The 22,359-nt window shown below is 47.8% G+C and carries 24 protein-coding genes and 1 riboswitch; of the genes, 23 read left to right on the top strand and 1 reads right to left on the bottom strand.

Translation table 11 applies throughout. From position 1 onward, the window contains the following. Positions 1–227: 227 nt before the first annotated feature. From comGA to gcvPB, 10 genes are all read left to right on the top strand, one after another. Positions 228–1,271, top strand: a complete 1,044-nt coding sequence (gene comGA, locus ACRC6Q_RS10215) for a competence type IV pilus ATPase ComGA (protein ID WP_223637881.1) — start codon at positions 228–230, stop codon at positions 1,269–1,271. Continuing rightward, positions 1,225–2,268: a competence type IV pilus assembly protein ComGB gene (gene comGB / locus ACRC6Q_RS10210; RefSeq protein WP_431466469.1), complete on the top strand. Its 1,044-nt coding sequence runs from the start codon at positions 1,225–1,227 to the stop codon at positions 2,266–2,268. The genes comGA and comGB overlap by 47 nt, the downstream gene beginning before the upstream one ends. An 11-nt stretch (positions 2,269–2,279) precedes the next feature. Then, entirely contained in the window at positions 2,280–2,597 is a 318-nt protein-coding gene (gene comGC / locus ACRC6Q_RS10205; protein WP_223637875.1) for a competence type IV pilus major pilin ComGC, read from the top strand. Further along, the gene (comGD, locus tag ACRC6Q_RS10200; RefSeq protein ID WP_317851923.1) at positions 2,579–3,022 is read left to right on the top strand and encodes a competence type IV pilus minor pilin ComGD; all 444 of its coding nucleotides are present in this window, start codon (positions 2,579–2,581) and stop codon (positions 3,020–3,022) included. The genes comGC and comGD overlap by 19 nt, the downstream gene beginning before the upstream one ends. Positions 3,023–3,062: 40 nt before the next feature. After that, positions 3,063–3,311: a hypothetical protein gene (locus tag ACRC6Q_RS10195; RefSeq protein WP_223637872.1), complete on the top strand. Its 249-nt coding sequence runs from the start codon at positions 3,063–3,065 to the stop codon at positions 3,309–3,311. After that, on the top strand, positions 3,299–3,739 hold the full coding sequence (gene comGF / locus ACRC6Q_RS10190; RefSeq protein WP_223637856.1) for a competence type IV pilus minor pilin ComGF: 441 nt from the start codon (positions 3,299–3,301) through the stop codon (positions 3,737–3,739). Before ACRC6Q_RS10195 ends, comGF begins: the two co-directional genes overlap by 13 nt. 203 nt (positions 3,740–3,942) lie before the next feature. Then, entirely contained in the window at positions 3,943–4,455 is a 513-nt protein-coding gene (locus tag ACRC6Q_RS10185; RefSeq protein ID WP_223637853.1) for a shikimate kinase, read from the top strand. A 142-nt stretch (positions 4,456–4,597) separates the two neighbouring features. Beyond that, positions 4,598–4,689: riboswitch (glycine riboswitch) on the top strand. Positions 4,690–4,859: 170 nt separating this feature from the next. Continuing rightward, positions 4,860–5,960, top strand: coding sequence for a glycine cleavage system aminomethyltransferase GcvT (gene gcvT / locus ACRC6Q_RS10180; protein ID WP_223637850.1), 1,101 nt, complete (start codon positions 4,860–4,862; stop codon positions 5,958–5,960). A gap of 27 nt (positions 5,961–5,987) precedes the next feature. Then, a complete protein-coding gene (gene gcvPA, locus ACRC6Q_RS10175) occupies positions 5,988–7,355 on the top strand; it encodes an aminomethyl-transferring glycine dehydrogenase subunit GcvPA (protein ID WP_223637833.1) in 1,368 nt (455 codons plus the stop codon). After that, positions 7,348–8,811: an aminomethyl-transferring glycine dehydrogenase subunit GcvPB gene (gene gcvPB, locus ACRC6Q_RS10170; protein WP_223637831.1), complete on the top strand. Its 1,464-nt coding sequence runs from the start codon at positions 7,348–7,350 to the stop codon at positions 8,809–8,811. The genes gcvPA and gcvPB overlap by 8 nt, the downstream gene beginning before the upstream one ends. Before the next feature lie 411 nt (positions 8,812–9,222). On the opposite strand, the gene ACRC6Q_RS10165 is transcribed toward gcvPB, so the two are convergent. Then, positions 9,223–9,606 (bottom strand): rhodanese-like domain-containing protein, encoded by a 384-nt coding sequence (locus ACRC6Q_RS10165; RefSeq protein WP_223637828.1) that lies wholly within the window; start codon positions 9,604–9,606, stop codon positions 9,223–9,225. A 156-nt stretch (positions 9,607–9,762) separates the two neighbouring features. Between ACRC6Q_RS10165 and ACRC6Q_RS10160 the strand changes: the two genes are divergently transcribed. From ACRC6Q_RS10160 to ACRC6Q_RS10100, 13 genes are all read left to right on the top strand, one after another. Continuing rightward, positions 9,763–10,542 carry a lipoate--protein ligase family protein gene (locus tag ACRC6Q_RS10160; protein WP_263298645.1) on the top strand — a complete coding sequence of 260 codons (780 nt, stop codon included), beginning with the start codon at positions 9,763–9,765 and terminating at the stop codon, positions 10,540–10,542. A gap of 187 nt (positions 10,543–10,729) precedes the next feature. Continuing rightward, positions 10,730–13,288 (top strand): vitamin B12-dependent ribonucleotide reductase, encoded by a 2,559-nt coding sequence (locus ACRC6Q_RS10155; protein ID WP_431466468.1) that lies wholly within the window; start codon positions 10,730–10,732, stop codon positions 13,286–13,288. Positions 13,289–13,766: 478 nt separating this feature from the next. Next, a complete protein-coding gene (gene aroQ / locus ACRC6Q_RS10150) occupies positions 13,767–14,207 on the top strand; it encodes a type II 3-dehydroquinate dehydratase (protein ID WP_223637819.1) in 441 nt (146 codons plus the stop codon). Beyond that, positions 14,204–15,271, top strand: coding sequence for a M24 family metallopeptidase (locus tag ACRC6Q_RS10145; protein WP_317851920.1), 1,068 nt, complete (start codon positions 14,204–14,206; stop codon positions 15,269–15,271). Before aroQ ends, ACRC6Q_RS10145 begins: the two co-directional genes overlap by 4 nt. Positions 15,272–15,288: 17 nt before the next feature. Next, positions 15,289–15,849 (top strand): elongation factor P, encoded by a 561-nt coding sequence (efp, locus tag ACRC6Q_RS10140; protein WP_223637816.1) that lies wholly within the window; start codon positions 15,289–15,291, stop codon positions 15,847–15,849. Between the two features lie 130 nt (positions 15,850–15,979). Further along, positions 15,980–16,486 carry an acetyl-CoA carboxylase biotin carboxyl carrier protein gene (accB, locus tag ACRC6Q_RS10135; protein WP_223637813.1) on the top strand — a complete coding sequence of 169 codons (507 nt, stop codon included), beginning with the start codon at positions 15,980–15,982 and terminating at the stop codon, positions 16,484–16,486. A 26-nt stretch (positions 16,487–16,512) separates the two neighbouring features. Continuing rightward, complete coding sequence (gene accC, locus ACRC6Q_RS10130) at positions 16,513–17,862, top strand: acetyl-CoA carboxylase biotin carboxylase subunit (protein ID WP_223638480.1); 1,350 nt, start codon at positions 16,513–16,515, stop codon at positions 17,860–17,862. A gap of 15 nt (positions 17,863–17,877) precedes the next feature. Next, on the top strand, positions 17,878–18,273 hold the full coding sequence (locus ACRC6Q_RS10125) for an Asp23/Gls24 family envelope stress response protein (RefSeq protein WP_223637803.1): 396 nt from the start codon (positions 17,878–17,880) through the stop codon (positions 18,271–18,273). A 206-nt stretch (positions 18,274–18,479) separates the two neighbouring features. Then, positions 18,480–18,869 (top strand): transcription antitermination factor NusB, encoded by a 390-nt coding sequence (gene nusB, locus ACRC6Q_RS10120; protein ID WP_223637800.1) that lies wholly within the window; start codon positions 18,480–18,482, stop codon positions 18,867–18,869. A 14-nt stretch (positions 18,870–18,883) separates the two neighbouring features. Beyond that, complete coding sequence (gene folD, locus ACRC6Q_RS10115) at positions 18,884–19,750, top strand: bifunctional methylenetetrahydrofolate dehydrogenase/methenyltetrahydrofolate cyclohydrolase FolD (protein ID WP_431466467.1); 867 nt, start codon at positions 18,884–18,886, stop codon at positions 19,748–19,750. 78 nt (positions 19,751–19,828) lie between these two features. Next, positions 19,829–21,190 carry an exodeoxyribonuclease VII large subunit gene (gene xseA, locus ACRC6Q_RS10110; RefSeq protein WP_223637794.1) on the top strand — a complete coding sequence of 454 codons (1,362 nt, stop codon included), beginning with the start codon at positions 19,829–19,831 and terminating at the stop codon, positions 21,188–21,190. Next, positions 21,183–21,419: an exodeoxyribonuclease VII small subunit gene (gene xseB / locus ACRC6Q_RS10105; protein ID WP_142827851.1), complete on the top strand. Its 237-nt coding sequence runs from the start codon at positions 21,183–21,185 to the stop codon at positions 21,417–21,419. Before xseA ends, xseB begins: the two co-directional genes overlap by 8 nt. Continuing rightward, positions 21,416–22,297, top strand: coding sequence for a polyprenyl synthetase family protein (locus ACRC6Q_RS10100; RefSeq protein WP_431466466.1), 882 nt, complete (start codon positions 21,416–21,418; stop codon positions 22,295–22,297). Before xseB ends, ACRC6Q_RS10100 begins: the two co-directional genes overlap by 4 nt. Positions 22,298–22,359 lie beyond the last annotated feature (62 nt).

Raw genomic sequence — 22,359 nt, 5'->3', positions numbered from 1 at the left:
TTTGTGACAAACAGGTGGACGGCTGCAGCCGACAGATCGTTTCCGCGAAAAAGGCACAGATCCATTCTTCAGAAGCCAAAGTCAACGGACACCAAAAATAAGATTTGGCGCGTATCCGGGGTTCAAATTTTTATTTTGGCGAATAATATTCCTTTCTCAAAAAGAGCCGGTTATACTATGTGGGAGCAGAGAAGCAGCCTTTGTTCAAACCGAAACAGGAGGTGGATATGCAATCGATAATCGAACGCCGCTGTGTTGAACTTTTGCACGACGCGGCGAAAAATGGCACGACAGACATCCACATCAAACCCGAACCATCCTGCTACACCGTTTCTTACCGTTCGTTCCAAAACCTGCGGCAAGTAACACAACTCCCCTTTGACTTGGGTGATCGCATGATCGCTTATTTCAAATACCTATCCCTTTTAGACATGAGTGAACGAAGAAAACCCCAAACCGGTTCATTTCAACTTCCCATCGATCAGCTCTCCCATTATTTTCGAATTTCGACCTTGCCTTCCGTATTGACCAAGGAAAGCATCGTCATCCGGATCATGCCCGACGCTAACACACAATCCATCCATCAACTGGCAGCTTTCCGTGACTCAGCGCGCCTGCTGGAAAAATTGTCCGAAGCGTCCCAGGGACTTATTTTGTTTACGGGCCCAACAGGTTGCGGAAAATCGACCACTTTATATTCGTTGTTGAAACATTGTGCGGAACAGCTGAACCGGAATATCATCACCCTTGAGGATCCGGTGGAACGCAAAAACCAGTCCATTCTGCAGATCCAGGTGAACGAGAAAGCCGGCCTCAGCTATTCTGCAGGCTTAAAAGCGATTCTCCGGCACGACCCGGACATTATCATGATCGGAGAGATACGAGACGCTGAAACAGCCCAAATTGCGGTTCGTGCGGCCTTGACGGGGCATTTAGTCTTTTCGACCATCCATGCGAGGCATTCGGTCGGCTGTCTGCACAGATTGCGTGATCTCGGTGTGTCGTTTGAAGACATGGCCCAAACGCTGATTGCGGTGTCGGCCCAAAAGATCATTCCGATGTTTTCGGACATTGGGCAATCAGAGCCTTGCCACCGTGCCCTCTATGAAATCCTTGATGGCGAGCGGCTCGAGGAGGCGCTGCAGTCTGCGGTTTTGAAACAATCCTATACATTGCCGAGTTATTTGACGTTTGATGGGCAAGTCCGGGAAGGGGTGAAGATCGGTGCGATTCAAGCTTCCTATGCACTCAGACAAGATCCGTCTTCGTGACCGCGAGCAATTCCTGACACGTCTGGCTATCCTGATGAAAGAAGGCTACCTGCTGCCGGTAGCGCTCAGCCTGTTGCTGCCGATGCATACCACAAAGCTGCAGGAAACTTTGGATGGCATTACCGATATCTTAAAAGGCGGAGGCAATGCGGCAGAAATCCTGAAATTCTTAGGATTTAAAGACCATGTGCTATTTCCGGTTGAAATTGCGGAATACCATGGGCGCTTGCCGGAATCGATAGACAGCATTGCAAAAAGTTTTGCGCGAACCGAACAGGTGCAGAAAAAGTTGAAGAACATTTTAATCTATCCGGTATCCCTGCTGATTTTCACTTCTGTGCTGTTCCTGTTTTTCCGGACCAGCTATGTGCCGAATCTAACCGAGATGATGGAGTCGCTTCAATCAGGAGAGGAAGGTTCCGGCGTTCCGGCCTATTTGCTGAGTCTGCCTGACTTTTTCATTGGGATTTTTGCGGCCGTGGCCATTTCGGTATCTGCCTTCAGGATGCTTTTGAAGCGGCAGGCGATTCAAAAACAAATCGACTGGCTGCTTGCCATCCCGGTCCTTCGAAGCTTCATGAAGCTGTACTGGTCGCATTTGCTGGCGCGTGAACTTGGGACTTTGCTGCATAGCGGCATTTCCATGCAGGAGTCGCTCGACCTGCTGCAGCGTCAAAACTATCATAAAATCATCCAGTTCATGACACGGCTATCTCATGAAGAATTGATGATGGGTCAGACATTCTCCACATCACTTGCGCATTTTTCATTTGTGTCCAGAGATATGCCCGCTTTTGTCCAGCATGGTGAAATGACGGGCTATTTGGGGAAAGAATTGATTCTATACAGCGAAGTGCTGATGGAGCGGATCGAGCAACAGACGCAAGCCTTGCTGCGTATTATCCAACCGAGCTTTTTTATTATGATTGCCGTCTGTATCGTAGGCGCCTATCTGGCGATTCTGATGCCGATGTATAACCTGGTCCATACCATTTGAGGAGGAAGAATATGCGCTTATTAAAAAACCAAAAAGGATTTACGTTAATTGAAATGTTGATTGTTATGCTGATCATCACTGTACTGATTGCAATTGCAATTCCGAACGTCACGAAACAATCATCGGCAGTTGATGAAAAAGGTTGCAAAGCATTTGTCCAGATGGTCCAGGGGCAGGTCGAGTCCTACCGGATGGATCTGAAAGTGGTTCCGACTTTAACAGATCTGGTTTCGGAAGGGTATTTGAAAACAGGGGAAACAGATTGCCCGAACGGTGATGTTGTGAATATTTCGGTTGATGGAGTGGTGACATCTACAAAATCATCCTAAAAGAACAGGGCTTCACGCTGTTGGAGATGCTGCTGGTGCTCGCTGTGCTGATGGCAATTGTCGCAATCTCGATTCCGGGTTATCAAAACCGAATGGTCCAAAAAGAAGAACAGCGTTTTTTTGAGGTCCTGCAGCAGGATGTCTATTTCGCACAGAGCCAGAGCTACGCTTCAAAACAGACCGCAAAAATCATTTTCAGGGAACCTAAAGGAAGCTACGAAATATTCACAGATCTGCAATCAGTTGCTGTATCCAGAAAACTTCCCGCTACTGTGACGTTAAAGAAGACCAGCAACCTCAACGAAATCTATTTCAATTCAAACGGTTCAGTCGTCCAGTCCGGAACTTTCCGTTTTGCGACGAACAGCGGAGAAAAGACAGTAGTCGTCCATCTCGGGAGAGGGAGAGTGGTTTTTTCTGAATGACAAAGGAATTTCCTGGGCAGAAACCATGGTCAGCCTGTTCATGGTTTTCATCATTTTCGGCAGTTTGCTTCCGATTATGCTCAGCATGCAGCAGAGCCTGCAAGAGAAAAAAGAACGCGTCAGCGCATTTGAAACTTTGCATGAAGCGGCCAGGGAGATAAATTCGACTGGTGCATCAAATGGACAGCGGACCGTCAACGGCATCGTCTACAGCTGGGTGATGGCTGGTGAGCTTTGTGTCGATTATGCAGATTACAAAGGGCAACGGGAGCGGCTATGCGCCGAATAAACCGGTTGGACGACAAAGGCTTTTCATTTATCACGTCGATATTCGATATGCTGGTGCTGCTGACGGTGCTGCCGCTGATCGTGTTGTTCTACAGTTTCGCGCTCAGTTTTACGGAAGACCTGGATCCGCACCGGGTGGAGTGGCAATTGTTCGCGGTCGATCTGCAAAGTTACGTGAACAACAGCGATTCACTTGAAATCATCGATGGAGGAAGCGGAATCCGTGTTGTCCAGATGGAGGAGGAGTTTGACATTGAACTGTATACCAATATGATCCGCAAACAAAAAGAGAGAAAAGGCCACGAAGTCATGTTGACCCGTGTACGGTCCTGCCATTTCTCATTGGATGGGAATACGCTGAAGGTCCGTACTGAGTTCACCACAGGCAGTCTGGAAGAGGCGGAGTATGTTTTTACGCAGCCTCAATAACGAGAAAGGTGCCGTCTATCCCATAGCAGTCGTCTTTTTCCTGTCGGCCCTGATGCTGTTATCCCACACCCTGATGCTCTATTCCATCCAATATAAAACGTATGATGGTTTGGAAAATATGCATAGACATGCTACGATACAACTACTAATGGAAAATGAGCAAAAAAAAATACCTGAGTAGAGGTAAGTATCGGGTGGGTAGGATGAACAGAATATATTTGATTGGATTCATGGGCTGCGGGAAAAGCGCGGTCGGCAGGAGGCTGAGCTTCCTGTTAAAACTGCCCTTCTACGATATGGACAAAGAAATCGTCCGACAGACAGGGAAAACGATTCCGGAAATTTTCGAGCAGCATGGCGAAGAATATTTTCGGGAACTGGAAACGCAGTTTTTGCAAAATTTTAAAAACGATTATTGCATCATCTCCACGGGCGGCGGCGTCACCATGCGGAAAGAAAACCAGAAAATCATGAGGAATACGGGTTTGGTGTTATTTTTGGATGCGCCGTTCCGCGAAATCTGGCGACGGATTCACCGGGATCCGAATCGTCCGATTGTCCGCCAATCCACTCGTGACGAAATCGAAGCGTTGCATAAAGCGCGCTACCGGGATTATAAACAAACTGCGCATATCACCATCCGGACAGAATACCGGACCTTGCGCCAGATTACACAATACGCTGCTTTTCAAGTAAAACGTTTAAAAGGCGAATGATTTGATTTCAATAAATCAAATCATTCGCCTTTTGGCCTTCTAAAGAAAAAAGTTTGCGCTTTCTCTCTTTCAATGTTAGGATATATTCAAAGTTATACTATTCTGTATAACGGTTTGGACCAATCAATTTTGATTTGGGCGGATGATTGTATGGGGAGAGAACGCACATGCGTCGCCGAAGGAGCAAGTAACAGAAGTTATGAATCTCTCAGGCAAAAAGACTCGTACAGGACGCATCTCTGGAGAATGCTGCATGTCAGCTACCAACGAGGAAAGCCATTATGGTAAACTTTCAGGTTCCAGGACAGAGATTTCCCTTTAAAGGGAAATCTCTGTCCTTTTTTCGTGTCCAGGCTCGTAGTGAAGCTGGCCGGAAGGGTTTTGAAAAATGAGGAGGAAAATCATTGGCACAGTTAAAGCGTACACCTCTGTTTGAAATGTATTCGAAATATGGTGGCAAAACAATTGATTTTGGTGGTTGGGAACTGCCTGTGCAATTTTCGAGCATCAAAGAAGAACATGAAGCGGTCAGAACAAAAGCAGGACTTTTTGATGTATCGCATATGGGTGAGATCTTCGTAACAGGAGCAGACAGTTTAGACTATCTCCAGCATCTCGTAACCAATGATGTGTCCAAAATCCAGGATGGCCAGGCGCAGTACACAGCGATGTGCTACGAAGATGGCGGTACCGTGGACGATCTATTGGTTTACAAGTTGGCCGACGAGCATTATCTATTAGTCGTTAACGCGTCCAATATCGAAAAGGATTTCGCTTGGATGGAACAGGCCAAAACAGGCGACGTGGCATTGGACAACGCTTCTGAACGCTACGGTTTATTGGCATTGCAGGGTCCTTTGGCTGAAGCGGTGCTTCAGCGCCTGACAGAGGAAGACCTTTCGGCAATCAAACCTTTCCGCTTTAAACAGGATGTGGAAGTGGCTGGACAACAGGTCATTTTATCCCGGACCGGCTATACCGGGGAAAATGGCTTTGAAATTTATGCAGCACCTGAAGCACTGGCCGTTCTATGGGAAAACATCCTGTCTGAAGGACAGCCGGAAGGTGTTGTGCCGGTAGGTCTTGGCGCCCGTGATACCTTGCGTTTTGAAGCGTGCCTTGCTTTATACGGCCAAGAATTGTCGAAAGACATTACACCTCTTGAAGCCGGCATCAACTTTGTGGTGAAATTGAAGAAAGAACAGGATTTCATCGGCAAACAAGCATTGGCCGAGCAAAAAGAAGCAGGAGTCCCGCGTAAATTGGTGGGCATTGAAATGATCGACAAAGGCATTCCACGCCATGGTTATGCGGTTTACGCAGGAGACAAAAAAATCGGAGAAGTGACTACAGGCACTCAATCGCCGACCTTGAAAAAAAACATCGGGCTGGCTTTGGTTTCAAGTGAATGGGCTGAAGTGGGAATCGAACTGGAAGTTGAAATTCGCAACAAACGATTAAAAGCGAAGACAGTGGAAACACCATTTTACAAACGATCCAACTAATCTAACTTGAAAAGGGGACAGCACTCGATGAAACATCGCTATTTACCAATGACTTCTCAAGACGAAAAAGAAATGCTGGAAACGATCGGCATCGAATCCATCGATGAATTGTTTTCGGATATCCCGGAAAAAGTTCGTTTTAAAGGCGAATATAATATCAAAGCAGCCAAATCAGAGTCTTCATTGACAAAGGAATTGGCTCAACTCGCGGCAAAAAATGCCGACACCAACCGTTACGCTTCTTTCCTGGGAGCTGGCGTCTACGACCATTACAAGCCGATCATCGTGGATCATGTGATTTCGCGTTCTGAATTCTATACAGCTTATACGCCTTACCAGCCTGAGATCTCTCAGGGTGAGTTGCAGGCTATTTTCGAATTCCAGACGATGATCAGTGAATTGACGGGCATGGATATCGCCAACTCTTCCATGTATGACGGTGGAACGGCACTCGCCGAAGCTGGAATGCTCGCTGCGGGACACACGAAACGCAAAAAAATTCTGGTATCGAATGCAGTCCATCCGGAGTCGCGTGCTGTTGTCCGCAGCTATGCACTTGGCCAGTCGATCGAGGTTGTGGAAATTCCATTGAAGGACGGCCATACCGACCTGGATGCATTAAAAGAGATGATCGATGAAAACGTCGCAACCGTGATGATCCAATACCCGAACTTCTTCGGACAGGTTGAAAACCTGAAGGAAATCGAACCGATCGTCCATGAAGCCGGCGCGTTATTGTCCGTTTCTTCCAATCCGTTGGCGCTAGGCGCATTGACTGCTCCTGGCCAACTCGGAGCAGATATCACAGTGGGCGATGCACAGCCTTTCGGTATTCCGGAAGCATTCGGCGGGCCTCATTGCGGTTATTTCGCCGTCACAAAAAAATTGATGCGCAAAGTACCGGGCCGTTTGGTCGGCGAAACGACGGATGAAGAAGGCCGCCGTGGATTTGTGTTGACCCTGCAGGCGCGTGAACAGCACATCCGCCGCGACAAAGCGACGTCCAATATCTGCTCGAACCAAGCCTTGAATGCATTGGCTGCATCGGTTGCCATGACGGCACTCGGCAAAGTCGGCACACAGGAAATCGCCAAACAAAATATCGTGAAAACCCATTATATGAAGCAGCAATTGAAGAAAGCGGGTCTTGAAATTGCGTTTGAAGGCGCCCACTTCAATGAAATCGTCGTGAAAACAAAAGAGCCTGTCAAACAGTTAAACGACCGCTTGTTTGAAAGCGACATGATCGGCGGCTATGATCTTGGATTGAGCTATGAAGAGTTTACTGGCCATATGCTGGTTGCAGTCACTGAACAGCGGACAAAAGAAGAAATCGATGCATTTGTGCAGGAAGTTGCTGCAAAAGTGCAGGAAGTGGGGGCTACTCATGCATAAGGACAACCAAGCGCTAATTTTTGAATTGACCAAAGAAGGCCGCGTTGGCTACAGCCTGCCGACGCTTGACGTACCGGAAGTCGACTTGAGTGAGCTCTTGCCGGCTGATTTGATCCGTACGGAGGCAGCTGAACTGCCTGAAGTATCGGAACTAGACATTATGCGCCATTACACAGCCTTGTCCAACCGTAACCACGGCGTGGATTCAGGTTTCTATCCACTGGGCTCCTGCACCATGAAATACAATCCGAAAATCAACGAAACCGTTGCGCGTTTCCCTGGATTCGCAAACATCCATCCATTGCAGGATGAAAAAACGGTTCAAGGAGCTCTTGCTTTGATGTTCGATCTGCAGGAGCATCTGAAAGAAATCACCGGCATGGATGAAGTCACGCTGCAGCCAGCTGCGGGTGCACACGGGGAATGGACCGGATTGATGATGATCCGTGCCTACCATGAAGCGCGGGGCGACTTGAAACGAACGAAAGTTATCGTTCCCGATTCGGCACATGGCACCAATCCGGCGTCAGCGACCGTTGCTGGATTCGAAACCGTGACAGTTAAGTCAAGCGATCAGGGACTTGTAGATCTCGAAGACCTGAAGCGTGTAGTCGGAGACGATACGGCAGCATTGATGCTGACAAATCCGAATACGCTTGGCCTGTTTGAAGAGCAGATCCTTGAAATGGCAGCCATCATTCACGAGGTCGGCGGCAAGTTGTATTATGACGGCGCCAACTTGAACGCGGTAATGTCAAAAGCACGTCCGGGAGACATGGGCTTTGATGTGGTTCACTTGAACTTGCATAAGACCTTCACTGGACCTCACGGCGGCGGCGGACCTGGATCTGGCCCAGTCGGCGTGAAAAATGACTTGCTTCCATATTTACCGAAACCGGTATTGGTGAAAAAAGACGATGCCTATACGTTCGACTACGACCGCCCGGATTCCATCGGCCGCGTCAAGCCTTTCTACGGCAACTTCGGCATCAACGTACGTGCCTATACGTATATCCGTTCCATGGGGCCGGATGGCCTGAAGGCAGTGACGGAATATGCAGTATTGAATGCCAACTATATGATGCGCAGACTGCAGCCTCATTTCGATTTGCCGTACGACCGCCATTGCAAGCATGAGTTCGTATTGAGCGGCCGACGCCAGAAAAAATTGGGTGTCCGTACATTGGATATGGCAAAACGCCTGCTTGACTTCGGCTACCATCCGCCAACGATCTACTTCCCATTGAATGTGGAGGAAGGCATGATGATCGAACCGACGGAAACTGAGTCCAAAGAAACGTTGGATGCCTTCATCGATGCGATGATCCAGATTTCCAAAGAAGTGGAAGAAAATCCGGAAATCGTCCAAAATGCACCACATACCACGGTTATCAACCGTTTGGACGAAACGAAAGCTGCGCGCAAGCCCGTGCTTCGTTACTATAAAGACGAATAATATCTTTAAAAAGGCGTGGAAGCTGTTCAGCCTCCGCGCCTTTTTCTTATGTGCAGCAATAAAACCGATGAGCCAAATTGGAGCGTCCCGGTTATTTTTTTGTGTGTCGACTTTCGTCCTGTGGTTTTCCCGTGCATTGTGCCTGGCTGAAATTGTCGTCAAATCAAACGGATAGCTGTTTAAATGGTGATGGGCAGTTGTTGTCTCCCCAATAGTCCAGAACCCGTCAGAAACGACAGCGGACGGGTTTAGGGCGAGTTCGGAGCCTGTGCCGATGGCCAAATGATGAGGAAGCATTTCCCGTATCGTTTTATCGCGAAGAAAAAGCTTGGAAGGTTTCACATGATTTCTTCAACGCAATCAAAGTGAGATAGAAAAGAACCCTTCCATTTCTGGAAGAGTTCTTGAAGTTTAAGCTTTGGATTTGATTTTTCCGGTCCATTGCTTGAAACCGCCCTGCAATTGGAACAAGTGGTTATAGCCTTTCTTCTTCAGGAAAATTGCGACGCGGCCGCTGCGTGCCCCGTTCTGGTCATATAAATAAACCGGCTTGTCCGAGCGGATTTCCTTATAGCGCTGACGCAATTGCGATTGGGGAATATTGCGTGCTCCCAGGATGTGGCCAGCCGCAAAATCTTTCGGCTCACGGACGTCGATCAACTGGGCTTTGCGATAGCCTTCGATAAATTGTTCCTGTGTCAGGTTAGTGACCGCTTTTTTGATGCGGAAATAAGAAATTACCGCGTAAATGATGATTGCCAGCAGTATGGCGATTGCGATATACAGAAATTCCAATGTTCTTGCCCCTTTCTCATCTTCTTTTATTATAAAAGAAGAGATGACGGATATTCAATGCCAATGTTACACTAATTAGCGGAAATAGGAGGCGATCTTGTGAAATATCCAAAATGGGTTTTTATAAATTCAGGTGCGAGCAGCCCTTCGTTCAATATGGCTCTTGATGAAGCCTTATTGAACTGGCACAGTGAAGGATTGATTCCGCCGGTCATCCGCTTTTACAGCTGGCAGCCTGCTGCCCTATCAATCGGTTATTTTCAAAAAGTGGAAAAGGAAATTGACATGGAAGCCGTCAACCGGCTCGGCCTTGGATTTGTCCGCCGGCCGACAGGAGGCAGAGGGGTTCTCCATGAGCATGAACTTACATACAGCATCATCGTCAGTGAAGATTACCCGGATATGCCGGAAACGGTTACGGAAGCGTATCGTGTATTAAGTGAAGGTTTATTGGAAGGCTTCAAGAACTTGGGACTGGATGCTTATTTCTCTGTACCGGATACAGATGAGAAGCGGGCGGATCTGAAAAAACCGAAATCAGCTGTTTGTTTTGATGCGCCAAGCTGGTATGAAATGGTCGTCGAAGGAAAAAAAGTCGCAGGCAGTGCGCAGACACGCCAAAAAGGTGTCATTTTGCAGCATGGTGCTATACTGATAGATCTGGATGCTGAAAAGCTCCTATCGGTTTTCAAATTTTCAAGCGAACAGGCTAAAGAGCGGATGCGCGCAAAAATCCCTGAAAAAGCGGTGTCGATCAACTCCCTGCGCGAGGAGCCCGCTACAGCTGAAGAATGCGTCCGGGCATTCAAGTCCGGATTTGAGCAGGCGCTGTCCATCGATCTGCAAGCTTATCATTTGTCTGAGCAGCAACTGGCAGATGTCAAGGCTTTGGAAGAAAAAAAATACGCCAATGCTGAGTGGAATTTCCGGGCGTGAGAGTCTTTTGGCTCATTTTAGAGATTTCCAAAGATGGAAACGCTGGTAAATAAAGCTTTCCATCACATGAGAAATTTCCATCAGAAAATTGTTATTGAAAAGAAGTTTCAACATGTAGTATGCTGGGAATTGAAGTAATACTATATATAGTATCTAACTCCATATAACACGAAGGAGGAATTGTCAAATGGTTTCCGCCACACAATCCCAGTATTCATTAAATTCAAGAGCGTTAAACGAAGATATCGAAACGTTCCCGCAAGTGCACGCAATTACTCCGGATATGAAATTGACGCATAAAGGTGTATCCCGCCTCGTGATGATCGACCGTTATTCTTTTAAGGATACGGAGAAAAAGACACTTAAGGCAGGCGATTTCGTTGTCTTGACTGTCAAAGAAGATCCGAAATTTCCAGCTCGTGGACTCGGCTATATCGTTTCCATCGATAAGGAGTCCAATAAAGCGCAGGTCTGGATCGAGGAAGATTATAGAAGCGCAATCGACAAACCGGAAGAGCAGCAGGCAGGCATCGTCAATCGTCCGATTGAAGTGATTGAGAAGCCGCTGGAAGTGTTTTACGAGCAGATTGCGAAACGGAATGCAACAGGCCTTGCGTCAGTCGAGAAAACTTCGGAAAAGCGTCAGGAGTGGTTCGAAAAATTCTACCAGCAATTGGTTGGATTGAAATTCATTCCCGCTGGCCGTGTCCTGTATGGAGCAGGGGCAGATACCGACGTGACGTATTTCAACTGTTACGTTATGCCGTTTGTAGCTGATTCACGCGAAGGCATTTCCGATCACCGCAAACAGGTGATGGAAATCATGAGCCGCGGCGGCGGTGTCGGCACCAACGGTTCGACACTTCGTCCGCGCAACACATTGGCTCGCGGAGTCAACGGTAAATCGTCTGGTTCTGTCTCGTGGTTGGACGATATCGCGAAACTGACGCATCTTGTCGAGCAGGGTGGTTCACGCCGCGGAGCACAGATGATCATGCTTGCCGACTGGCATCCGGATATTGCGGAATTCATCATCTCGAAAATGCAGAATCCACGCATTTTGCGTTATTTGATCGAAAATACCGAAGATGAGACCATCAAGAAATTGGCTCATGATAAACTGAAATTCAAGCCTTTGACAGAGCAGGAAGATGCGATGTATCAAGGGATCCTGAATTACCGTGCGATTCCTGGAATGGGCGGATTCAACGAGAAAATCATGCGCGACGCGGAAACGAAATTGCGGGATGGCGGAACTTATACAGTCCATAACGAAGAATTTTTGACAGGTGCCAATATTTCTGTCACGTTGACAAGCGACTTCATGACAGCAGTCGAAAACGATGCGGATTTCGACCTTCGCTTCCCGGCTGTGGAATCTTATTCGAAAGAAGAGATGGCTATCTACAATGAACAGTGGCAGGAAGTTGGCGATGTTCGTGAATGGGAACGCATGGGCCACGGTGTACGTGTTTACCGTACAATGAAAGCGCGCGAGCTATGGAACCTGATCAATATCTGTGCGACCTACTCAGCGGAGCCAGGCATTTTCTTTATCGATAACGCTAATGAAAAAACAAATGCTGCCGCTTACGGACAAAAAGTCGTTGCGACGAACCCTTGTGGCGAACAGCCTTTGGCACCGTATTCTGTCTGCAACCTGGCTGCGGTCAACTTGGCTCAGTTTGCAGATTCGAAGACGAAGCAAGTTGATTTTGAAGCTTTGAAGGAAACGGTGCGTGTCGGTGTTCGTATGCAGGACAATGTTATCGATGCAACTCCATACTTCCTTGAAGAAAACGAAGTACAGGCACTTGGAGAACGCCGTGTTGGGCTTGGCGTAATGGGCCTTGCCGATCTGTTGATTTATTGCGACAAGGAATATGGCTCTCCGGAAGGCAATGAGCTAGTGGATGAGATTTTCAAGACAATCGCTACCGCAGCTTATGAAGTTTCGACTGACTTGGCAGCAGAACGCGGCAGTTTCCCATTCCTTGTCGGCAAAACCGATGATGAAACAGCGGCACTCCGCAAAGCTTTCACAGAAACCGGATTTATGCAGGACATGCCGGAACACGTCCGTGAAGCGATCCTGGAAAAAGGCATCCGTAATTCACATCTATTGACAGTGGCGCCAACCGGGTCTACCGGAACAATGGTCGGCGTTTCAACCGGACTGGAACCTTATTATTCTTTCACCTACTACCGCAGCGGCCGCCTTGGGAAATTCATCGAGGTCAAAGCTGACATCGTCCGTGAATACTTGAAGAACAATCCGGAAGCGGATGAAGAGAACTTGCCGAAGGCATTCGTTACATCCATGGATTTAGCGCCAGAAGCACACGCGGATGTTCAATGCATAATCCAGCGCTGGATCGATTCCTCGATTTCGAAAACCGTCAATGCACCACGCGGCTACACGGTCGAACAGGTGGAAGGCGTCTATGAGCGTCTGTACAAAGGCGGAGCAAAAGGCGGTACAGTATATGTCGACGGCAGCCGGGACTCACAGGTCCTGACACTGAAAGCTGAAGACAATACCTTTGAAGAAGAGGATCAGCCGGAAGAAACTAGCAAGCGTCCGATCGTCCTGATCGACACGATCCAGGATCTCCGTTCAACCAATGTGAGTATCGGTTCTGAAGTGGGCGATACATGCCCAGTCTGCCGTAAAGGTACAGTGGAAGAAATGGGCGGCTGCAATACCTGCACCAACTGCAACGCTCAATTGAAATGCGGATTATAAGATGAACAGCGCGATGGCCGAGCAGCCATCGCGCTTTTTTTATGCATTGATTTAATGGAGCTGCCTTAAGGTTTGGGTCCAGTAAGCGTGTGGCGGGAAGTTGTGGTTTTAGGTCGGGTTCAGCTGTTAGACGCTTCCGTATTTCTGTTGTCCAGCTGCAGCGCCTAGAACCTCGGGGTCTTAAGTCGCTTCGCCTGTGCGGCAAAAAAACGCCGCTTCGGCAAACCGCGCCATTACCGGTGAGCCTTCCAGCGCTTGTCGGGGCTAAACGGTTGCTTCCGCTTTTCTTAGTGTCCAGCTCCAACGGCCAACTCCTCGGGTCATAAGCCACTCTGGCTGTGCGGCAAAGTACGCCGCTTCGCCAGATTGGCTTATGCCTTTCGGAGCTTAACGGCCGTTTCCGCTTTTCGTAATATTTGCTCGATTGTTCCGATATGTTAAAATAATGAAGAATGTGTCAGGGGAAGGAGAAGGTTGAATGCGAGTGCTGGTCTTGAACGGCCCTAATTTAAATCGTCTGGGCAAACGGGAGAAAGAAGCCTATGGAACGTTTACACTGGAAGAACTGGAACAGGATCTGGTGGAATTTTCCTATCATCACAATATCGAATTGATTTGCCGGCAGTCGAACCATGAAGGGGAATTGATCGACTGGATTCACGGAGCCGGCGATGAAGCACTATCCGGCATCGTCATGAATGCGGGGGCTTATACGCACACCAGCATCGCTATCCGGGATGCCATTGCCGCTATCGAGGTTCCTGTAATCGAAGTACATATATCGAATGTCCATAAACGGGAAGAATTCCGCCATCATTCCTACATTTCTCCAGTTACGATCGGGCAGATTGTGGGATTCGGGCAGGATGTTTACAAACTGGCGCTGCATGCGCTGCTTTTAAGACAAGAGAGAGGATGAATCGATTGAAACTTCAAAAATTACGCACTGAAATGAAACGTCGGGATGTGGAGGCGATCCTCGTCACCAGCCCTTTTAATCTGCGCTATATAACTGAATTTACCGGCACAGCCGGACTGGCGCTTGTCACTCAGGACAAAGCAGTCTTCATTACGGATTTCCGCTATACCGAACAGGCCAGTGTCCAGGTCAAAGAGTTTGAAGTGGTCCAAGCCAAAAAAAATCTGATGGACGAAGCGGTGCAGGCCATCGACTCCTTAAGCATCAAAACGCTTGCTTTTGAACAGGATTATATGACATATGCCACAGCCTTGCAGTATAAAGAGAAAGTGGAAGTGGAGATGGAACCCATCAGCAATTTGATCGAAAAGATCCGGATGGTCAAAACACCCGAAGAAGTCGCTGTTCTAAAAGCCGCCGCTAAAATTGCGGATGACGCCTTCGAACATATTTGCGGATTTATCCGTCCAGGGCTGACTGAACTTGAGGTCTCCAATGAATTGGAATTTTTCATGAGAAAACAGGGAGCCACGTCTTCAAGTTTTGATGTCATTGTGGCTTCGGGTCTCCGTTCGGCACTGCCCCATGGTGTTGCCACGGATAAAGTTATTGAAGATGGCGATATGATCACATTGGATTTTGGCGCCCTCTATAATGGCTATATCTCGGACATCACCCGTACGGTCGCAGTCGGCGAACCTTCTGCGCAGATGAAAGAAATATATGATATTGTATTGAAGGCGCAGGAATTAGGCGTTGAAAAAATCGGTCCGGGCATGAGTGGTATAGAAGCGGATGCGATTGCGCGCGATTTTATCAAGTCAAAAGGCTATGGCGAGGCATTTGGACACTCTACAGGCCATGGCATCGGTTTGGAAGTCCACGAAAGCCCCGGCTTGTCATTCAGATCGGAAACGATTCTGGAGCCAGGGATGGCTGTAACGGTGGAACCCGGCATTTATCTGCCAGGAGTTGGCGGAGTTCGCATTGAAGATGATATACTGATAACCGAGTCAGGAAATGAACGGTTGACTAACTCCACAAAAGAGCTTCGCATTTTATAACAAACGGAGGAACTATTATGATTTCAGTAAACGATTTTAAAACAGGTGTCACAATTGAAGTGGATGGCGGAATTTGGCGCGTTATGGAATTCCAGCACGTAAAACCCGGCAAAGGCGCGGCATTCGTGCGTTCCAAGCTTCGCAACCTGCGTACGGGAAGTGTCACAGAAAAAACATTCCGTGCAGGTGAAAAGGTAGCAAAAGCACAGATCGACAACAACAAGATGCAATATTTGTATGCAAATGGCGATATGCATGCTTTCATGGATACAGAAACTTACGACCAGATCGAATTGCCTGAAAAGAACATTGAATACGAATTGAAGTTTCTTCAGGAAAACATGGAAGTTCAAGTGATTCAATTCCAGGGAGAAGTTCTTGGTGTTGAATTGCCGAATACAGTGGTCCTTGAAGTGGTTGAAACGGATCCGGGCATTAAAGGCGATACAGCAAGCGGCGGATCGAAACCGGCGAAATTATCGACAGGATTGACGGTTCAGGTACCGTTCTTCATTAATGAAGGCGACCATCTGATCATCAATACCACTGATTCTTCGTATGTTTCAAGAGCTCAATAAGCAAAAATAAAAGGCCTCTTTTTAAGAGGCCTTTTTTTAAAAAATCAGATTTAGTGTTTCAAAATAGACTAAATAAGTCTAAAATGGAATAGGAATCAGTAAAATACATAATTAGGGGAGTAGGATGAATATGAAAATTCAAGAAATCCGTGAAATTATCAAATTGGTCGATGGGTCATCTATCGAAGAGTTCTCTTATGAATTTGAAGGCGTCAAAGTCAAGATGAAAAAGAGTGGTTCAGGCACAGTTCAACCAAACGCCAGCTCATCCATCCAGACACCCCAGGCACCAAAAGCTGTAGAATCGCCAAGTGCTCCTGCACCGGTAAAAGAACCGAAGGCTGAAGAACTGGTTTCTCAGGAAGCACCAGAAATACCAGCTGACAACGATTCGGAATACCACAAAATCCTGTCTCCAATGGTCGGTACCTTCTATGAATCTCCATCACCGGATGAACCTGCTTATGTACAGGCAGGAACTAAAGTAAGTGCGGACCAAGTTGTCTGCATCGTCGAAGCGATGAAATTATTCAACGAAATTGAAGCGGAAGTGGATGGAGAAATTGCTGAAATTCTTGTAAAAGACGGACAGCTAGTGGAATACGGCCAACCTTTATTCCTCGTGAAAGCAAACTGAGGAAAGGGGAGATGGCGATGAAGACGATGAAAAAAGTATTGATTGCAAACCGTGGCGAAATTGCGGTCCGGATCATCCGTGCCTGCAAAGAGATGGATATCGAGACGGTTGCTGTATACTCAGAAGCCGATAAAGAAGCACTTCATGTCGAATTGGCAGACGAAGCGTATTGCATCGGCCCAAAATTATCGAAAGACAGCTATCTGAACTTTTCCAATATCATGTCGGTTGCCAAACTGACAAATTGCGACGGCATTCATCCGGGATACGGATTTTTAGCTGAAAACGCCAGCTTCGCGGAACTATGCGAAGCTTGCGACATCATGTTCATCGGCCCGACAGCGGATGCGATTTCGCGTATGGGTACGAAGGATGTGGCACGTGAAACGATGCGCAAAGCAGGAGTGCCTGTTGTACCAGGTTCTACCGGCATCGTAGCCAGTGAAGAAGATGGCTTGCGCATTGCAGATGAACTCGGATTCCCGGTCATCATCAAAGCAACGGCTGGAGGCGGCGGAAAAGGAATCCGCGTAGCCCGTACACGTGAAGATTTCATCACCGGCCTGAACATGACGCAGAAAGAAGCGGCAGCAGCTTTCGGCAATCCAGGCGTTTATATCGAGAAATTCATCGAGGATTTCCGCCACATCGAAATCCAGGTGCTTGCCGATTCCCATGGCAATGCCATTCATTTAGGCGAGCGTGATTGTTCTATCCAGCGCCGCATGCAGAAATTGGTTGAAGAAGCGCCATCACCGGCTTTGTCGCCCGAGTTGCGCGCGGAAATGGGCGAAGCGGCGGTCAAGGCAGCTTTGGCGGTCAACTACCGCGGAGCGGGAACCGTGGAATTCATCTTTGACGCTGTCAACCAGAAATTCTATTTCATGGAAATGAACACGCGTATCCAGGTAGAGCATCCGGTGACGGAGATGATTACCGGGATTGACCTGATCCAACAGCAATTGCGGGTTGCTTCAGGCGAAACATTGGCCTACTCTCAGGAAGACGTAACCTTTAAAGGTTGGTCGATCGAATGCCGCATCAATGCGGAAAATCCAGCTAAGAACTTTATGCCATCAGCGGGAAAAATCGATATGTACCTTCCGCCGGGCGGCATGGGTGTAAGAATCGATTCTGCAATGTACTCGGGATATACCATTCCGCCGTATTATGATTCCATGGTGGCGAAATTGATCACATTCGCCGATACACGTGAAGAAGCGGTAGCGAAAATGAAACGCGCGTTGGACGAATTCGTCATCGAAGGTGTGTTTACGACGATTCCATTCCATTTGAAACTGATGGATCACGAAGTATTCAAATCAGGAGATTTCAATACGAAATTCCTTGAAAAATACGATGTGCTGGGATCTTAAGGAGGAGCTTTTCAAATGGCAGAAAAAATAGCACCTTATGTACGCATGAAATCTCATGGAGCACAGGATTTGGGCAATATCGAAGTGGCTCCTGAAGTTCTGGAAATCATTGCAAGCATCGCTGCGACGGATATTGAGGGAGTCGCCAGTATGCGCGGCAATTTCGCGTCCGGCGTCGTCGAACGTTTAGGAAAAAAAGTCCACGGCAAAGGCATCAAAACCGATTTGTCTGAAGAAGGCTTGGCCATTGATGTCTATTGTGTCATCAATTATGGTGTATCGATTCCGAAGACGGCTTTAAAGATTCAAGAGCAGGTCCGGCAGACATTGGAAAACATGACTTCACTTCAAACGCAAGAAGTGAATGTCCATATTACCGGTGTCAATTTCGAACCCCAAGCAGCAGAATAAGCAGCTAGGCTGCTCCAAGGCCCTTACAATGGCTTTGGGGCAGCCTTCTCTTTGTTTTTGCCGGCTAAACCCAAAATATTCCTCCCACAAACCGGATTTTCAAAGGCGAAGATGAACTATTGACCGAACATTTCAAACATGGAAGTTCAGCCGGAATACCTGTATAATGAGGGATAATTAGCTGTGAAAAGGAGATCGGATACAATATGAAACGACACGAAGCACGCGAAAAAGCGCTTCAGACCTTATTTCAATTAGAGGGCACTGAATTGACCATCGATGAGGCCATGGACCATGTGATGGCTGGAGAAAACGATAATTTCTATAATTTATTGGTGCAGGGCACCCATGCCAATATGGCGGAAATCGATGAAAAGCTTGTCGGCCATCTGGAAAACTGGTCATTGGAACGGCTGCCGAAGATTGAACGGACGATTCTTCGCATGGCTATCTTTGAACTGGGCTATATGGAAGACGCTCCATCACGGGTTATTATGAACGAAGCGATTGAACTGAGCAAAACTTTCGGGGACGATAAATCAAGTCGATTTGTTAATGGCGTCCTGTCGAAGTTCACTGACGAAACAGCAAATTAATTGGAGGAGTTTACATGACTGCAAAATTGATTGATGGAAAAGCAGTAAGCCAGAAAATTAAAGTCCAGGTAAAAGAACGCGTAGAAAAATTAGCGCAACAGGGCATCATCCCTGGACTTGCCGTTGTGTTGGTTGGAGAAAACTCCGCCTCCCTTACATATGTAAAAAACAAGAAAAAGACCTGCGAGGCACTTGGCATGCGTTCAGACCTTCACCAGTTTCCGGATACCTTGACCGAGCAGGAATTGCTTTCAAAAATAGATGACTTGAACCGGGATCCGGAAATCCATGGCATCCTTGTCCAATTGCCGCTGCCGCAGCAAATCGACGAATTCAAGGTCATTTCGGCAATCAGTCCCGAAAAAGATGTGGATGGCTTTCACCCGATTTCTGTCGGCAATATGATGATCGGCAAAGAGGCCTTTCTGCCATGCACCCCGCACGGCATCATGGAATTGTTGTCGCATTATGGCATTGACCCTGCAGGCAAACACGCTGTAGTGATCGGCCGCAGTAATATCGTCGGCAAACCGATCGGCCAGTTGCTGCTGCAGAAAGATGCGACTGTGACCTATTGCCATTCAAAAACCAAGGATTTGGCACAATTCACGGCTCAGGCGGATATTCTGATTGCGGCGATTGGCAGAGCTAAATTCATCGACCATAGTTTCATCAAACCGGGCGCAGTCATTATCGATGTCGGCATGAACCGGGATGAAAACGGCAAATTATGTGGAGATGTCGATTTCGAAGATGTCCAGGAAGCCGCCAGCTTCGTGACACCGGTTCCAGGCGGCGTCGGACCGATGACCATCGCGATGCTGATGGGAAATACATTGGAGTCCGCTGAAAAAGGGTTATCAAAGACAAAACAGGCATAAGCATGTAAAATAAAGAGCAATAGGGCTGTTTTTCGAAAGAAAGACAGCTTTTTAAATTCACAGACAGGGGTTGAAAGTGTGTCAACCGACCCATACTTGAGTGTCAAAGCGTTAACCAAATACATAAAAAAGAAATTCGATGCAGATCCCCATTTACGCGATGTTTATGTAAAAGGGGAGCTGTCGAATGTTAAAATCCATACAAGCGGCCATATTTATTTCACTTTAAAGGACAATGCCGCCCGTTTGCCGGGCGTCATGTTTTCTGCAAGCGCCAAGTCCGTGAAATTCAAACCGGAAAGTGGCATGACGGTGCTGATCCGCGGGGATGTCTCGGTCTATGAGGCATCCGGCCAGTATCAATTGTATGCCCAGTCGATGCAGGCTGACGGTATCGGTGATTATTACTTGGCATTTGAACAATTAAAAGAGAAGTTGGCTAAAGAAGGCCTGTTCCAAGCTTCCCATAAACAGGCATTGCCGCGTTTTCCAAAACGGATCGCGGTGGTGACTGCCCAGACAGGTGCTGCCGTGCGTGACATCATCATCACGCTGCACCGCCGCTATCCGCTGGCGGATGTCGTGCTGTATCCGACACTTGTCCAAGGGGCAGGCGCGACACAATCGATCGTCCAGTCCATCCAATCCGCCAATAAAGGCGATTTTGATGTATTGATCGTTGGACGAGGCGGTGGGTCCATTGAAGATTTATGGGCATTCAACGAAGAAGCGGTAGCACGGGTCATTTTTGACTCGCGTATACCTGTCATTTCTGCCATCGGCCATGAAACGGATACGACCATCGCCGATTTCGTATCGGATCTTCGGGCGCCGACACCTACAGCTGCTGCAGAGCTGGCTGTACCCAGCCAGGCAGAGCTGCTGGAACGTGTGACAAGTTACCGCAGCCAGATGTACCGGACTGTTTCAGGAGCCGTCAACCAGCAAAAGCAAGCCTTGAACCGAATGACTTCATCTTTTCCACTGGCTTATCCGGAGCGCTTGTACCGGCCGTTCATCGAGCGCGTCGAACGCGCCACCGATTCACTGCAGCGGGAATCCCTACAGCAGTTGAACCGTTCAAAAGAACGCTACCGGACGCTGGATCAGCAATTGAAATCACGTGTGCCGCTCCAACGTATCCGGCAGTCCGAGACAGATGTGACGGAACTTGCAAGAAGGCTTGATTACCAAATGAACCAATTGCTGAAGAACCGCTCACAGCAGCTGTCTTCTGCAATCCGCACATTAGATGCGCTGAGTCCGCTGAAAATTATGGATCGCGGCTATTCAATTCCTTATATAGAAGGAGCCGTCGTCAAAAGTGTATCGCAGGTGAAAGTGGGCGACCGCTTGACCATGGCGATGCAGGATGGCACTATCCTGACGACTGTCGATGAGATAAATCCAGCAAACGAAGGAGACCGAAACGATGGCTGAAAAGAAAATCATGTTCAATGATGCAATGGAACAACTTGAAGAAATCGTCCGCCAGCTCGAGCAGGGGGATGTACCGCTTGAACAGGCATTGACACTTTACCAAAAAGGCATGGAGCTTTCGAAAGTCTGCCACGATAAATTACAGAACGCGGAAAGCCAATTGGTGACCATGATGAAAGACGGCAAAGAAGTGCCGGCTGACATAGAAATGGACGGGAATGCCAAATGAACTTAACCGAATTCCGCACCCATTACGAACCGCTCATCCAACAGGAAATGGCTGAGCAGATTCTGTCTCTGTCGATTCCGGATTCACTGAAGGAATCGATGCATTATTCGTTGCAGGCCGGTGGAAAACGGATTCGTCCGATTCTGCTGTTGGCAGTACTTCATGAACTGAATGGACAGGAACATCCGGATGCGCTGAAAGTGGCGGCTGCGATTGAAATGATCCATACCTATTCACTGATCCATGATGATTTGCCGAGCATGGACGATGACGACCTGCGCCGGGGCATGCCGACCAACCACAAAGTGTTCGGTGAAGCCATCGCCATTCTTGCCGGTGATGCATTGTTGACCTACAGCTTCGGCATCGTCGCACGGCTGCAAAATGTTTCAAGCGACGATAAAATACGCTTGATCGATTTGATGAGTGTTTCTTCAGGAGCTGAAGGAATGGTAGGCGGCCAAGTGCTGGACATTGAAGGCGAAGAAAAGAAATTGACGCTTGAAGAGTTGGAACAGGTACACCGCTTGAAAACGGGGGCTTTGCTGACCTATAGCATTCTGGCCGGTGGTATTTTAGCTCAAGCGACCAATGAAGAGATTATGGCACTCAGCCGTTTCGGGGAGCATCTAGGACTTGCTTTCCAGATCCAGGATGATATTTTGGATGTTACTGGAACTTCCCAGGAACTGGGAAAAACAGCCGGGAAAGACGAATCCAGCGAAAAGAGCACCTATCCGGGGATATTGACATTGCCGAAAGCAAAAGAAAAGCTGGACTTTCATGCTTCTGAAGCCATCAATGCACTGGGGGAATTGAGCGGTGAAAAATCATTGCTTCTGCAATTGACTCAATTGATCGTCGAAAGAAAAAGCTGATTTTAAAGGCTCTGATTTGTACATTCCCAATGTATTGATATAATATGAACAGACAGTCTGAA

Origin of the sequence: Planococcus sp. SE5232, assembly GCF_050686535.1 — a bacterium.
In the GTDB taxonomy this organism is placed as follows: Bacteria; Bacillota; Bacilli; order Bacillales_A; family Planococcaceae; genus Planococcus.
The sequence above is the reverse complement of the archived record's forward strand: the minus strand, read 5'-3'. Positions and strand labels throughout refer to the sequence as shown.

Bases quoted from the DNA above. Each gene is read 5' to 3' on its own strand.
- comGA (WP_223637881.1), top strand. From the start codon at position 228: ATGCAATCGATAATCGAACGCCGCTGTGTTGAACTTTTGCACGACGCG.
- accB (WP_223637813.1), top strand. From the start codon at position 15,980: ATGAAAATTCAAGAAATCCGTGAAATTATCAAATTGGTCGATGGGTCA.
- ACRC6Q_RS10145 (WP_317851920.1), top strand. From the start codon at position 14,204: ATGAATCGATTGAAACTTCAAAAATTACGCACTGAAATGAAACGTCGG.
- comGF (WP_223637856.1), top strand. From the start codon at position 3,299: ATGCGCCGAATAAACCGGTTGGACGACAAAGGCTTTTCATTTATCACG.
- folD (WP_431466467.1), top strand. From the start codon at position 18,884: ATGACTGCAAAATTGATTGATGGAAAAGCAGTAAGCCAGAAAATTAAA.
- ACRC6Q_RS10155 (WP_431466468.1), top strand. From the start codon at position 10,730: ATGGTTTCCGCCACACAATCCCAGTATTCATTAAATTCAAGAGCGTTA.
- ACRC6Q_RS10160 (WP_263298645.1), top strand. From the start codon at position 9,763: ATGGCTCTTGATGAAGCCTTATTGAACTGGCACAGTGAAGGATTGATT.
- ACRC6Q_RS10195 (WP_223637872.1), top strand. From the start codon at position 3,063: ATGGTTTTCATCATTTTCGGCAGTTTGCTTCCGATTATGCTCAGCATG.
- gcvPA (WP_223637833.1), top strand. From the start codon at position 5,988: ATGAAACATCGCTATTTACCAATGACTTCTCAAGACGAAAAAGAAATG.
- xseB (WP_142827851.1), top strand. From the start codon at position 21,183: ATGGCTGAAAAGAAAATCATGTTCAATGATGCAATGGAACAACTTGAA.
- gcvPB (WP_223637831.1), top strand. From the start codon at position 7,348: ATGCATAAGGACAACCAAGCGCTAATTTTTGAATTGACCAAAGAAGGC.
- nusB (WP_223637800.1), top strand. From the start codon at position 18,480: ATGAAACGACACGAAGCACGCGAAAAAGCGCTTCAGACCTTATTTCAA.
- accC (WP_223638480.1), top strand. From the start codon at position 16,513: ATGAAAAAAGTATTGATTGCAAACCGTGGCGAAATTGCGGTCCGGATC.
- ACRC6Q_RS10185 (WP_223637853.1), top strand. From the start codon at position 3,943: ATGAACAGAATATATTTGATTGGATTCATGGGCTGCGGGAAAAGCGCG.
- efp (WP_223637816.1), top strand. From the start codon at position 15,289: ATGATTTCAGTAAACGATTTTAAAACAGGTGTCACAATTGAAGTGGAT.
- ACRC6Q_RS10125 (WP_223637803.1), top strand. From the start codon at position 17,878: ATGGCAGAAAAAATAGCACCTTATGTACGCATGAAATCTCATGGAGCA.
- ACRC6Q_RS10100 (WP_431466466.1), top strand. From the start codon at position 21,416: ATGAACTTAACCGAATTCCGCACCCATTACGAACCGCTCATCCAACAG.
- aroQ (WP_223637819.1), top strand. From the start codon at position 13,767: ATGCGAGTGCTGGTCTTGAACGGCCCTAATTTAAATCGTCTGGGCAAA.
- comGC (WP_223637875.1), top strand. From the start codon at position 2,280: ATGCGCTTATTAAAAAACCAAAAAGGATTTACGTTAATTGAAATGTTG.